A 14008-nucleotide genomic window follows, 5' to 3' on the forward strand; every position below is an offset into this window, starting at 1 on the left:
TGTAGGCTTTTTTCTCCCTCTATCTGACCCTATTTAAGCGGTTACCACAACCAATCAGGAACGATGACCATGCAGCAAGAACACCCCTTTGCAGAGATTATTCGTATTTTGGGCAAAGGCCGTAATGGCTCCCGAGGTCTCACTTATGATGAGGCTTATCGGGCGATGAGTATGATCATGGCCGAAGAGGTCGAACCGGTTCAGCTCGGTGCCTTTTTAATGTTAATGCGAGTCAAAGAGGAGAGTCCTGAAGAGGTCGCCGCTGCCGTCAATGCCATTAAACCGACGCTTACTATTCCGACCGATATGCCGACTGTCGATATCGACTGGTCCTCCTATGCCGGTAAAAAGCGGGTACTACCATGGTATCTGCTCGCGACACTCTTAATGGCTCAAAATGGGCTGAAGATCTTTATGCATGGTGCCAGTGGCCATACCGCCGGCCGCATCTACACTAAAAATATCCTGCCACAGCTCGGTCTTGAACCGGCCACATCGCTCGATGAGGCCAAAACCCAGCTACAGCAGCACAACTTTAGCTATATCGATTTAGAGCACCTATCCCCTAAACTGCACCAAATAATAGAGATGCGGCCCCTACTAGGACTACGCTCTCCAGTACACACTATCGCCAGACTATTAAACCCGCTCGATGCTGAGACCGTCATGCAGGGTATCTTCCACCCCGGCTACCGACCCACCCATCAAGAGGCCGGACTGAAGCTAAATATCCCCCATCTAGCGGTCATTAAAGGGGAGGGAGGAGAGATTGAACGCAATCCCGACCAGCCGCTACTCATTCAGAGTGTCCATAACGGCACCCTGAGCGAAGAGGAGTGGCCGGCGATGTTTGACAAACGCCACACCCGCTCCGATGAGCTTATCGTTGACAATATGGTACAGCTATGGCGTGGTGAGTTAGAGGATGAGTATGCCGAAGCGGCCACTATCGGCACGGTCGCAGTGGCCCTCTATACCCTACAGCGATCTGCGAATCGGGAGGAGGCAGAGGCCACCGCTCAACAGTGGTGGCAGCAGCGAGATAGAGAGCGACTATTTTAACCCCCCTCCCCTACCGTGCAAGCTCTCTACCTTGCCGCACCGCATAAGTCATCCGGCAAGACCACTATCACTATCGCCCTAGCCGCTACCCTCACGGCTAGGGGGAGTGTTACGCAGCTATTTAAAAAGGGGCCTGACTATATCGATCCGATGTGGCACCAGAGCGCCTCTAATCGCCCCGGAGTTAATCTCGACTTCCATACGCTAACTCAGGCTGAGATAGTAGCTCGGTTTCACCACTATAGCCGTGATGCCGATTTTGCCATCGTTGAGGGCAATATGGGGCTCTTCGATAGCCTTGATGTCGCTGGCCATGAGAGTAATGCCGAGCTAGCAAAACTGCTACAGACGCCGGTCGTATTAGTGGTTGATGCTAAGGGGGCAACCCGTAGCTGGGTTGCAATGATTCAGGGGCTGCAACAGTTTGATCCCGAGCTAAAGTTCTGTGGTCTGATATTTAACAATGTGGCAGGAGAGCGCCATCGCCAACGGCTACAGCAGGTGGTAGAGCACTACCTTGATACACCATTGCTAGGGGCGCTACTACGCGATCCCGCGCTCAATATTGATGAGCGCCATTTAGGATTAATTCCCAGCCCTGAGTGTAGCCAGAGTCGTCCCATTATTGAGCGCCTAATCAGTAGCGCTAGCGAACAGATCGATATTGATCTGCTATGTGAGCAGTTAACTGACTATCCGCTCCCCTCCCCCTCGCCCCCCCGCTGCCATAGTCGCGTAGCCCATCTACGCATCGCCATTGCCCGCGATGAGGCGTTTAATTTCTACTACACCACCGATCTCGACTACTTCCAGCGCTGTGGCGTTGAACTAGTCCCCTTTAGCCCGATTCGCGATCCCCAACTGCCACCCAATATTGACGCACTATTGATTGGCGGCGGTTTCCCTGAGAACTTTGCCGCTGAACTAGCGGCCAATCGGATGCTACGACACCAGATAGCAGCCAAAATTGAGGCAGGCCTACCCACCTATGCCGAGTGCGGCGGGCTTATCTACCTCTCTAAATCGCTACAACAATCTCAGCGCCGAGATAGCCTGATCGGCGTTATCCCCGCTAGCTGTCAACTACACTCCAAACCGGTAGGGCGCGGCTACGCCCGTTTTACCCCGACAGCGAACCACCCCTGGCCTTTGGCCAGAGCCCACCAGCAGCCGGTGGCGGCACACGAATTTCATTATAGCGATATTCAGTTTCACTCTAACACTCCAAAGTGGCAACCTGCCTATCAACTCCAACGAGGTCACGGCATCGGTAATCGACTCGATGGTTACTGCCATCACAACCTACTCGCCAGTTATCTCCACCTACAACATAGCCAAAATTTCCCGTGGATAGACTACTTTATCGATTTTATTCAGCGGGTTAAGTAGCCTCCATTCCAACCCTACCCCCCCAGCGACTCACTCAGAGTAAGGGTTATCATGACTCAATATAAAGCGATGATGGCTCCCCATGAATGAATACCCGCTCTTGGGCGGTTACCGTAGGAAGATATCCCGACATCAGCTCAAAGCCCCTAGGGTTATCAATATACATTTTTTCACAATATAGCTGTTCACCATAGGTATGGCAGCAGCGCTGGTGTAGCAGCAACCACTGCCTTAACTTAGAGTCGATATCCTGCTCTGGATCACCATCATAGCTCTCGACATAGACTAGTCCTGTCTCAGGGTGAATTTGTAAAAAAGCTAGCGCCCGTTCAGCACTAGCGCTATCACGAAAATCGCCGCAGTAGAGCTGTTCGATCTCAAGTGGCTCATCGTTGTAGCCGGGCTGCATCAGCCGTGGGACAGGAAACACACGAGGAAACTGTTGATAGTTAAGATGGTGTAGCAGCAAAGTTTGATGGGCAGCCCGATAGCTAGCGGCATACTCTTTGCGGGCACCATAGAGTACACCGTTATAGCCAGAGAGAGTATTCACGGTAAGCGAGCTATCACTCACTCGTGCTATGGCACTAATAGCATCGAGCTCTGCTATCCGCTCGGCTCCAAAACAGCGCTGCAAACGGTGATAAAACTCGGTATCGGCCCCAAAACGCACCTCATCCCAGCCTCCGAGCTGGCTAAAGACCAGTTTACGACACATCAGTGAGGAGATATTTAGTTGTCGATAGTAGGGCTGCCCGCGACGAATAAGTTGCAAATCGGGCGTGGCCCGTAACCACGAGGCGATATTAGCCACAAAGTCAGGATTAGCTAGTAGCTGTTGTACCTGTAGCTCAATCTTTTGTGGATGGTGCCAATCATCCGCATCGGCTACGGTCATTAACTCCCCGCTCGCCTGCTGCAATGCTAGATTACGGCTGTGATAGGGACCGCTATTTTGCCGCTTAGCGATGATTTTAATACGGCTATCGCTTTGGGCTATCGGCTCTATTTGCGCTAAGGTCGTGTCAGTGCTGGCATCATCGACCACAATTAGCTCTAAATTGCGCCAGCTCTGCTGCTGTAACGACTGCAGAGCCGTTTTAATCGTTGCTGCTGCATTGTAACAGGCGATAATAACTGTCACCTTTACCGTCGCGTTAACGGTCGATATCTTTACCGGATTGAACGGTGTCAAACTATCAAATAGCGTATGGTTACCCTCGCCGATAGCCACCGTTGCCAAGCCAGCCTCAGCAAAAATAGCATTAAGCGCCTCGATTTTGGCCGTCGCAGTCGCTGCGCGGTGCAGCTGCTGCGCTAGGTAGTCAACATAGAGTGAATTATCCCGATTCGGTGGCGGTTGCGGCGTATCCTGTTGACGCTGCGCTGCTAGCTCCGCTGTTAATAACGGCAGATAGTGCTGTAGAGAGTCTGGTAGATCTGTCGCCGCTAATAGGGTATCTAGATCTTTTTGGGCTTGTAGCTGTACCGCTGTATCGGTTTGATCGAGCCGAAGCAGTAGCAGTGCCCAGTGAGCGTGGAGTGCTAACTGGCGCTCTGCGCCTGTCAGTGCGATAAGATCAACCACCGCCTGTTCACCATAACCGGGGTTACGCGCTTTAACCATTAAACGGCGTACCGGCTGGGGAATTGAGTGGTGCCAGTAGGGTTGCGTTGGCGTCCGAATGGTAAAGGGGAGTGGTTTGGGTCGATTTCGTAGCTGTTGACAGAGGCCATCGGGGGAGCATCTCATCCGCCGCGCCAGCAGTTGTAGGTTGAGTTGCAGTAGTGGCTGCAACACGGAATAGCGCCGTAATGCCCGACAGTAGAGCGTTTGTGCCAACGGGTAGTCCCCACAGCGAAAAGCGAGATTGGCTAGCTGTAACAGTCGCATTGACAGGTTAGGCAAATTGCGGCGCAAGCTTAAAACAGTATTGACAAGTCACCATAAGTGCCTGCCACTGCGCTATGTCAGCCATCACTCCACCACTCCAAATCGTCACGCTCTTAGCTGACTCCATATCAGGAGTGTGATCGACCTGATACTGCAGCAGCGCTAAACCGGCAATCCATACCCTATTAACAGCCAGACGCTGGCCATGGACAACCGGTTCAACTGAACGCTGTTGTAACAGATAAAAATAATCATAATCAAACGGCTGTTCCGGTTGCGACAATTCAGGCCAGTGTAATAAGCCAATAGGGGTCTCAGGCGGCAGCGATTGTAGTGCCTGCTGTAGATCAGGCGGTAACGGTTGACGATAGTCAGCAATCAGCAGTAGTTCAAGCTTAAACTTCGCCTGATCCCCTAACAGCAGTCGTGGCACTTTAAAAGGGCGATCATTAAGTTTCGGATCAAGAGAGAGCGAGTCGGCCTGACAGTGCCAGTAGCTTTGATTCTGACGATAGATATAGCGCAAACCAAACCAGAGCGTGCGCACATGAGTGATCTGTGATCGGGTTAACGAGTTGTCACTATCTAGGGCAAAAGCAAGCGGTAGCTGCGGTTCGATAAAAGCGACCGTCCCCTCCCCCGCCAGATGACAGAGCCGCCGTAGCAGCTCACTATCAGCCGAAACCCGTACTGAATCCCAACCCCCTAGCTGTTGCAAGGCACTGCGGCGATAGATCAATGACACATAGCTTTGATGAATTAGCGTTGGATTAAGGCGCCAGTTATGGCGAAAATTGAGCTGCGAATCAACCCGCACCCAATAGCTCCCGACAGCCTGTAGCTGATCGTTATGCAGTAGCTGCTCCATCTGCCGCTGTAGCTTCTGCGGATGGGACCAGTCATCGCTATCGTGGGTGGTAATAAAGTCACCTTTCGCTAATGCCAATGCCCGGTTACGCGCCACATAAGGGCCGCTGTTCTGTTTTAGCTGTATCAGTTTCAGGCGCGAATCGTGTGCAGCAAGCTGTTGTACCACAGCTACGGTAGCATCGCTACTGTTATCATCGACCACGATTAGCTCTAAATTGCGCCAACTCTGCTGTAAAACAGCACTAATCGCCGTGATAATTCGATCTGCCCCATTATGAACCGGCATAATCACACTAATGCAATAGGGACTATCAACAGCGTGAGCCGTTGCGGTCAGATTATGCAGGCCAAGTGGCTGCTGCCGATCTTTTTTCTGAACGGGTACCAGTTGATGGCGCTGTAGTAGCTGATTAAGCTGTTGTAATTTAAGATCTTCGTGCTGTTGCAGTGTCACCAATACCAGCCTGAGATCGCTGTCATCAGGGTGGCGTTGCCGATAACCCTCAACCCATTTAAGTGCCCGCTGTCGCTGCTGCAGTTCGGTATAACCGTAGGCAAACAGTAGCGCCACCTCTTTACTCTCTGCCCATGTTTGCCCTAGCGTTACGAGTCGCTGGCCATACTCCAATAGCTGCGACCACTGCTGCTGAAACGAGCACCAACGCGCTAACTCTAATCCGGCGCGAAAGCGATACTCTTGCGGCGCTGTGATGTTATTTAATAACCTCTCCAGCCCATCTATTGCCGGGCGTGACAGACCACCCCATAACGCACTGACGATTAATTCAGTATGGCGTTGTAAATGAGCGTCTGTCGAAACAGTGCCTGATGCGGTAAAACCGGATTGAGGTGCAGTGGCCTCGACCCCCCGTTGCTGCTCAGAGTACGGCAGATTATCGCGGCGAATGAGTGCCGCAAAGTAGCACTGATCAGCATACTCCAATTGTGGCCAGAGCCGTTGCCATGCGGTAACAAAATCGGCTTGCGTCGCAGCGATAGTGAGTAGTGGACGGTGAATTAGCGCTAAAGTACGAATACGGCTAATAACAACCCTTTTTTTCAGCTGCGGTAACGATTCAGGTAGTGCCATGACTGCGTGGCGGAGCTGGGTGAGTGGGGCTGATAGTTTCACCAATTGAGTAGAACCTAATTTACAAATAACATCTGGAAAAGAAGAAGATAATGACTTCCATACTATTGTCTATAACCATAGCCACCCATTCGCCCCTAACTCTCCAAAATCACTCTAAAAATCGTGTCCACTCATCTCGACCCTCTCATAGCCGATCGAGAGCCGCATCGCTAATTCGGTAAACGAGCTCCAGGTACTGCCAAGCAGAGAGCGACAACGGCTGAGCAAGATTGCATCGGCCAAGGCATAGATAATTTGATCCTTAGAGCGATCAAACTGAGAGCGAGGCAAAAAGAGGATCCTTTCCCCATAACGCTGCCGCATCATCTGATAGGTCTGCTCTCGGTCGGTAGCTAAAAAGAACTTCACCTCAGGCTGCTCTTCAATGATCTGATCCATACGGGAGATAAAGTGACGATAGTGGCTCTTCTCTCGCCAGTAGTGGAGCTGCTCATGCCCCTTTTGACTCCAGTTCTCGGGAGCATCATAACTCAAGTGATCCAGCCCCTTCCCCCCTTCCATACGAATATGGACACCAATAGATTGCGACACCCCATAAGGCTCTATGAGTTGAACTACCTCATAATTAGGCTGTAGGGTTTGCAGATAACGATTCTCCTGATCTGCATCGGCAAGTTCGCTTTTTAGCGCATACGCTGAACGAATGTAGAGATCCTGCCCAACCTGCGGCTCTATCGGGGCAAATTTTTTCGCACCGGGTTCTATCTCCATATAGTTATACAGCTTCATTGATCGACTTTGCGCTGTCTGAATAAAGCTCTGTTCTAACACTTCCCCCTGATAGTCAAACAGATCGCGAAACTGGCAATGACAGTGATGATCTGGCTGCCACACAATCACTAGCTCTCTATCAGTCGCCTGAGCAATCACTGCAGCTGAAGCGATCGCCCGCAGCCGATTACCTAAGCCATGCTGTGCATCAATATAGAGTCGTCCACCTGAATAGCTCTTAACCTGTGAGCTAGACTGAGGCTGACCCTGTACGCTTCTCTTAATCTCAGAAATGGTAATCGTATCGTAATCGAATTTATGCAGCAGATTTTCTGCCTCATGACGCTGCAACTGATAGGCAATCTCTCCACCACGCCAAGAGAGCATCTCCAACATCGCGTAATATTCGGCATCACATTCAATATGGGGGGCGACCGTGTGGGACGACCTCCCTCTCTGCTTCACTCTCAATTCGTTATCGTACTGCGCGGTAATGGTAAACAGAAGCATCATCTGCTGCCTTCCCCAACATGGCATAAGTGCAGCGATATATTTATTGCAGCGAATAGCAAATTGAGTAGAGTGTCGAAAACGGTTAAAGCGATCATCGGCCTGCGACGGCTCTAGCCGCTCGGCGTGACGGTGCGGTAGATGGTAGAGCGTCGCCGGGTTAACATCGTATCGCACTACTCCAGCCTGCTGTAGTCGTTGGTAGATATCGTTATCGTCCCAACCGTAACGGGTAAGATACTCATTAAAACCGTTAATCGACAGTAAATCGTGGCGGTGAATGTAGAAAAAACCGTTAATATGAGCCTGCTCCGAGGCTACTTTTCGCCAGTTACCGGCAATAACACTTTTAGGCAGGAGCTGCTGTTGGGTAAAAAAGGAGGGGTAGATTAAAATATCAGCATCGGCTTTAATAATTTTATCGTAACTCGCTACCCGAAAACCGAGATTAAAGGCGTAACTAAGAATCCAGCGCGACTGTCCCTCCACCCGAACAATCTTAACCCGCTCATCATGTAGCTGCTGCTGTTGCAGAAATTGGGTTAGCGGTTCGGTTGAAGACCAGTCAACAATTACCACTTCATTAATCGCCTCACAAGCAAGCCAGGAGCGTAATGCCTTAAGCAGATTAGCGTGACGATTCATGGTACAGCTCACCACCGAAATGCCACTACCAATCTGCTCGACATAGTTATCGATTCCCCCCCCGACTATGGGGTTAACCTGAGTACCGCGATAATCGGTTTGCCTCTCAAGTAGCGATTCAAACTGCTCTTTTAAGCGATAGGTGGTCAAAAATTGCTGTAAAAAGGGTCGATAGCGCCGATTTTTAGTCGTCGTCTGCTGCTGCGATAGTGCGGCTAATGCCGTTAAATGGTGCTCTAGGGTATCGTGCTGCTGCTGCTTAACCGCAATCCGGGCACCATTAATATGGCACCAAAAGGCGATATCACTCCGTTCTACTCTCTCTCTGGCCGCCATGGTTATCTGGCTATACGAAGATAGTGTTGCGGATAGGTTAACATCTGCTGGCGCTGCTCTGGTGTATTACGCCAATTGGCTAAAATAGTCTGCTGATAGTTGCCGTTAATATCTTGGATTAGGACAAATTTGATATCGCTTCGCTCCAACCCCCACACGGCAGTTTTATCTATTTGAAAATAGTAGACCGTTTTAACCACTTTAGAGAGACAGATAAGCGGATAGGTAAAGGTACCACGCCCAATCACCAGATGTTCAGCGGCTGCTAATATAGCGATATCATCAGCCAGCGTGCCTGAGGCGATACTATAGGGCAACTTTCGGTTATCGAGCTCTGTTTTGAGTGCGGCAACGACAGGATTTCCCTCATCTTCATAAACTAGCTGCACTGCATGCCAGCGTCGCTGTTGTAACACCGCGATATAGAACGCGAGCGGTGGCTGACCATAACCAAAGTGGGGGGTATTATCACTAAAGATGTCGCCGGCACGCAGGTGAATCGTTAGGGTATTGTGCGGATGGAGAGGCTGTTCAGGCAGCTCATAGGCTAAACAGGGGCGCAACTGCTGCAAAATATCGTAGCGGCTTAAATTGGGAGTAGTCAGTGGTTTAAGTGTCTGGTTATAGAAAAAGACAGATACCAACAGATTAGCTTGTAGCGCGGCGGGTGCAACCCGCAACTGCTCAATAGTAATGCCATTAACGGTACAAGCGGGGCGAATGGCACTAAAGCCACTGTGATATATCTTTTTAATCCCATGGGTGAGGGCTAAATTATAGGCATAATTCAGTTTTATTAAGCTATTGGCAAAGCGCGCTTCACCGTGAATCAGGAGCGCATCGATCTGTGGCAGAATCGAGCCGGGTTTAAAGCCGCGATTGGCGATAATGGAGCTCTCATCAGTTCGGACTAACCGGTAGTTATCGATCCGCTCCCCTAAAAACAGATTCAGATCGATACCGTTCTGGTAACAAAACTGCCGCTCAATAGCCGTGGGCTTACGAATAAGATCAAAATCGAGCCGCTTTAGCTGTTCAATGCGTTGTAGCGTCTGGCGTTGTGCTGCGTTCCAAGTCGCAATAAGCTGTCGATAGTGCCGCTTAACGACAGGATCAGTTGTCAGTTCGGTTTGAACTACCTCAGGTTGCAGCCACAGACGGGTTAATAGCGCTTGTGTGAGCTGCTGCGAGCTGAGTGGCTGCCGCATCAACGATGCGAGGCTCTGTCGTAGAGTAGATGACACCGGCTTGGCAGCTACAGCACTTGGTGTTTGCGATCTCTATCAAAGTTTAAAGTTTATCGAGCATGAGGTCTTTTATCAGATCAATTTGGGCTTCCGCTTTCACGAGCTCAGTCTCAAGTAGCTGCTGTCGCTGCTCGTTTTCCTGATTACGCTGTTGTAGCTGCTGGTTCTGTTGGGTTAACTCGCCTTGACTCGACTCTAACGCTGCAACACGGCTCTTAAGCTGATCTCGCTCGGCTGTAACCGACTTATGGGTTTCAGTCAATTCGTGTAGCTGTTTTCGCGCTGCATCGCGCTCACCAGTAAGGCTTTTAGTCGCTTCGGTCAGCTCTGTGGCTTGGTTGCGGGCACTATCGCGCTCGGCGGTGAGATTTTTATTTGCCTCAGTCAGCTCAGATGCCTGTTTACGGGCACTATCTCGCTCGGCGGTGAGGTTTTTAGTCGCTTCAGTGAGTTCTGATGCCTGCTTGCGGGCACTATCGCGCTCGGCAGTGAGGTTTTTAGTCGCTTCGGTCAGCTCTGTGGCTTGCTTGCAGGCACTATCGCGCTCGGCGGTGAGGTTTTTAGTCGCTTCAGTGAGTTCTGCTGCCTGCTTGCGGGCACCATCGCGCTCAGCAGTAAGGTTTTTATTTGCTTCGGTCAGCTCTGTGGCTTGCTTGCGGGCACTATCGCGCTCGGCAGTGAGGTTTTTAGTCGCTTCGGTCAGCTCTGTGGCTTGCTTGCGGGCACTATCGCGCTCGGCGGTGAGGTTTTTAGTCGCTTCAGTGAGTTCTGCTGCCTGCTTGCGGGCACCATCGCGCTCAGCAGTAAGGTTTTTATTTGCTTCGGTCAGCTCTGTGGCTTGGTTGCGGGCACTATCGCACTCGGCGGTGAGGTTTTTAGTCGCTTCAGTGAGTTCTGCTGCCTGCTTGCGGGCACTATCGCGCTCGGCGGTGAGGTTTTTAGTCGCTTCAGTCAGCTCTGCTGCCTGCTTGCGGGCACTATCGCACTCGGCGGTGAGGTTTTTAGTCGCTTCAGTCAGTTCTGCTGCCTGCTTGCGGGCACTATCGCGCTCGGCGGTGAGGTTTTTATTTGCTTCAGTGAGTTCTGCTGCCTGCTTGCGGGCACTATCGCGCTCGGCGGTGAGGTTTTTAGTCGCTTCAGTCAGCTCTGCTGCCTGCTTGCGGGCACTATCGCGCTCAGTGGTTAACTGATTTAGCTGCTGCGAGAGCTGTAGATTCTGCAGCATCATATCGTTGCGTTTTAGCTTCCAACAAGGTCTATCGGGGTCACGACTCTCATCCTGCTCTGTGACTTCATACCCCTGAGTCGCCAACCACTCTACCACCTCTGCGGCGGCTACACTGTCGTGATAGAGAGCATCAATACCACAATAGAGCTCTATCTGGCTAAACTGACCTAACTGCTCGGTCGCAGCAAGCGCCTGTAGCAGCGGTAACTCTACTCCCGGTGTATCGATCACCAACAGCTGCGGCAGCTGACTATCTAAATTTAACCCAGCCATTAGCTCAGCAACCGGTTCACTCGCCACTTCAAGCTGCTCTAGCAGCTTTAACCCCGGATAGAGCTGTTTTAGCCCGGTCGCTTGATGCAGACTATTAGCCTGCGGCAAGTTATAACGATAGAGCGTGCTATTAGAACCGCGCTCGGCCGTTACGGCAACACGCTTAATCTCTACTTCAGTCGTGGGTTGAAGCTGCTCTATCTGCTGCTGTAGTAGTGCAGACTGCTCAGGATCAGCTTCTATTAAGATCAGTTTTTGTGGCTGTTGGGGCAAATAGTCGGGTAGTTCACTACCGTTACCAGCTCCCAGATAGATAATCGTCTGTAGTTGCGCGTTCATTCGTTCTCGCCTTATTTAGATAGATTGCGGAAAGCAGATCACGGCTTAAACCGCGTCTAACGCCTCTCTGCTGCCGACAGCGGCAATAGCCCGCCCCTCTTGCTGTCCAAAATTTAAGTAGTGGATTAGGGGGTTAATCCCCATCGCTGCCACATCGGTGTGTTGATTCAGATAATAAGCAGTATCGAAATGGGGTGAGGGATTGCGTAATTCACCGGCACCAAACTGTAAAAAGTGGAGCGCAGGGTCGATATCGGCTTCAGCCACATCAGGGTTATGGGCTCTATACCACGCTTCGTCAAACAGTTCAGACTGGCGAATCGTTTCGGCCATTTTTTTAAGCGCCTTTTTACGCTTCTGCTTCTGTAGTGGATTCAGTTTAGCAACGAGCCCTCTCCCTTGCTGCTGCTGTGTCTGTAGATGAATAGCGCCATGGAGCCGGCCTAGTGTGGTTATCTTCTCATTTAACTGCTGTTCTAATTTTAATCGAAACTTTTCGTTTTGAGTTAGCTGCTGTTGTAACTGCTGTTCGCGCTGCTGCCATGCCTGCAACTCACTATTTAACTGCTGGTTCTCCTCTATCCGCTGCTGCAGTTGCCACTGTAGCTCTTCCGCTTCGGTTGTTTTATCACTATAACTCAGTTGCAGTTCGCTGTGCTGTTCCTGAAGTTGGTAGAGCTCCTCTGCAGCAAGTCGGTTTTCATCTATCAGCCCCTGCTCTTTCTGCTCTAACGATTTAATCTGCTGCTGGCGCTGCTCTAACTGCTGCTCTGTCTGCTGATTTTGTAGATAGAGCTCTTCTAAGCTCTCTTGTACACTATGGAGCTGTAGCAGGATTAACTCGTTCTCTTCAGTTAGCTCCTGTTGACTACTCTGTAGCTGTTCAAACTGCTGTTTTTGCTGCTGATACTGCTCCTTAAGCTGTTGTGTTTGCTTATTAGCTTCACTGCGTTCAGCAATGAGGGTTTTATTTGTTTCACCAAGCTCTTTGGCCTGCTTACGGGCACTATCTCGCTCAGTGGTAAGGTTTTTAGCCGCTTCGGTCAGCTCTGCAACCTGTTTACGGGCACTATCGCGTTCAGTGGTAAGGCTTTTATTTGATGCGGCGAGCTCTGCAGCCTGCTTTTGGCTTTGCTGTAGCTGCTGCTTATGGTTGTTTGTCTCCCCTTCTAACTGCTTAATCCGCTGTTGACTGTCACTAAGCCGCTGTTGCTGTTGTTTGAGTTCACTCTCTAACTGCTGCTTCTGTTGATAGGTCTCCTCTAATGACTCTTGCACGCTATGGAGCTGTAGCAGCAGCAGTTCGCTCTCTTCTGTGAGCTCTTTCTCTCTGGCCTGCAGAGTATCACTCTGCTGCTTCTGCTGCTGATATTGCTCCTTAAGCTGTTGTACTTGCTTGTTAGCACTATCGCGTTCAGTGGTAAGGCTTTTATTCGATGCGGCGAGCTCTGCAGCCTGCTTTTGGCTTTGCTGTAGCTGCTGCTTATGGTTGTTTGTCTCCCCTTCTAACTGCTTAATCTGTGTCTGACTCTCGCTGAGTTGGCGGCTCCTGCCACTTAACTCCATCTCTAGCTGTTTAACCCGATGCTGACTTTCACCAAGCCGCTGTTGCTCTATTTGAGCTTGGGCTAAGTCGGTCACCATTTGGTGATAGGCTCTATAGAGCTGTTCAAACTGAGCTGTCCAATCTACCTCTAACAGCTCCGACAACGGCCAACTGCTCGCTTCCAGCTCTCGCTGTAGGCGATTAATCTCATCATCCGGCAGATAAGCGCTAGCCAGTACGCTCTCTAACCTGAGTTCAGAGAAAGGATCCACAGGATCCCAATGGTGCTCTCCATGCGGTAGATTAAGCCCAAAAGTCGTTAAAGTCTGAATCAATTCGGTAGGCGATGCGACCACCTGACCACTATGAAGGAGTAACGCCCGCCGACGCTGCATGCGCTGAAACTGTAACAGTTGGCGACTAGACTCCCGCCACTGCGCCACCATCAGATCCGGCTCAACGCCAGATTGAAGCGCCGTGGCCAGTGCGGAACGAAAAGGGAGATAGAACAGCAGAAAAGTAGCCTGCGGCAATCGTTTGTGCCACTTCCCCAGCGCGAAGGGATCGGACTCTTCAATCCAGTAGATCGCTGCATCGTCAACCGGCTCAGGCAAATGTGCCTGAAGTAGTGTCAAATCGACCCCACCGGAGGCATCTTCAGATGATAACAGCGGCTGCAATAGAGTTGTCGGAATTGGGGTAAATAACTCCGCCAATATCGGTTGAACACGGCTCCAACCGCTATAGGGTGCTGCTGTGCTAATCACAAATCGCATAAAATTTCCTCAAAAAAGTCAGTTCTTGT

At 50.8% G+C, this 14008-nt stretch carries 8 protein-coding genes; 2 read left to right on the plus strand and 6 right to left on the minus strand.

The window, feature by feature from the left end; translation table 11 throughout:
• The first annotated feature begins 63 nt into the window (after positions 1-63).
• Together D5085_02035 and D5085_02040 are read left to right on the plus strand one after the other, a co-directional pair.
• On the plus strand, positions 64-1062 hold the full coding sequence (locus D5085_02035) for a glycosyl transferase family protein (GenBank protein ID QEP42024.1): 999 nt from the start codon (positions 64-66) through the stop codon (positions 1060-1062).
• A 15-nt stretch (positions 1063-1077) separates the two neighbouring features.
• On the plus strand, positions 1078-2451 hold the full coding sequence (locus D5085_02040; GenBank protein QEP42025.1) for a cobyrinate a,c-diamide synthase: 1374 nt from the start codon (positions 1078-1080) through the stop codon (positions 2449-2451).
• A gap of 49 nt (positions 2452-2500) precedes the next feature.
• Here D5085_02040 and D5085_02045 read toward each other — a convergent pair whose 3' ends face one another.
• The 6 genes from D5085_02045 to D5085_02070 all read right to left on the minus strand — a co-directional run bounded on the left by D5085_02045 (position 2501) and on the right by D5085_02070 (position 13979).
• A complete protein-coding gene (locus D5085_02045; GenBank protein QEP42026.1) occupies positions 2501-4345 on the minus strand; it encodes a glycosyltransferase family 2 protein in 1845 nt (614 codons plus the stop codon).
• A gap of 7 nt (positions 4346-4352) precedes the next feature.
• Entirely contained in the window at positions 4353-6305 is a 1953-nt protein-coding gene (locus D5085_02050; protein ID QEP42027.1) for a glycosyltransferase family 2 protein, read from the minus strand.
• A gap of 156 nt (positions 6306-6461) precedes the next feature.
• Positions 6462-8570: a glycosyltransferase gene (locus tag D5085_02055; protein ID QEP42028.1), complete on the minus strand. Its 2109-nt coding sequence runs from the start codon at positions 8568-8570 to the stop codon at positions 6462-6464.
• A 2-nt stretch (positions 8571-8572) separates the two neighbouring features.
• Entirely contained in the window at positions 8573-9778 is a 1206-nt protein-coding gene (locus D5085_02060; protein ID QEP42029.1) for a hypothetical protein, read from the minus strand.
• An 82-nt stretch (positions 9779-9860) separates the two neighbouring features.
• Positions 9861-11657 carry a hypothetical protein gene (locus D5085_02065; GenBank protein ID QEP42030.1) on the minus strand — a complete coding sequence of 599 codons (1797 nt, stop codon included), beginning with the start codon at positions 11655-11657 and terminating at the stop codon, positions 9861-9863.
• Between the two features lie 45 nt (positions 11658-11702).
• Positions 11703-13979 carry a hypothetical protein gene (locus tag D5085_02070; protein ID QEP42031.1) on the minus strand — a complete coding sequence of 759 codons (2277 nt, stop codon included), beginning with the start codon at positions 13977-13979 and terminating at the stop codon, positions 11703-11705.
• Between the last annotated feature and the right edge of the window lie 29 nt (positions 13980-14008).

The organism is Ectothiorhodospiraceae bacterium BW-2 (assembly GCA_008375315.1).
GTDB lineage: Bacteria > Pseudomonadota > Gammaproteobacteria > Thiohalomonadales > Thiohalomonadaceae > BW-2.

Coding starts and splice junctions, on each gene's coding strand:
- D5085_02035 (QEP42024.1), top strand. CDS start 64: ATGACCATGCAGCAAGAACACCCCTTTGCAGAGATTATTCGTATTTTG.
- D5085_02045 (QEP42026.1), bottom strand. CDS start 4,345: ATGCGACTGTTACAGCTAGCCAATCTCGCTTTTCGCTGTGGGGACTAC.
- D5085_02050 (QEP42027.1), bottom strand. CDS start 6,305: ATGGCACTACCTGAATCGTTACCGCAGCTGAAAAAAAGGGTTGTTATT.
- D5085_02055 (QEP42028.1), bottom strand. CDS start 8,570: ATGGCGGCCAGAGAGAGAGTAGAACGGAGTGATATCGCCTTTTGGTGC.
- D5085_02060 (QEP42029.1), bottom strand. CDS start 9,778: ATGCGGCAGCCACTCAGCTCGCAGCAGCTCACACAAGCGCTATTAACC.
- D5085_02065 (QEP42030.1), bottom strand. CDS start 11,657: ATGAACGCGCAACTACAGACGATTATCTATCTGGGAGCTGGTAACGGT.
- D5085_02070 (QEP42031.1), bottom strand. CDS start 13,979: ATGCGATTTGTGATTAGCACAGCAGCACCCTATAGCGGTTGGAGCCGT.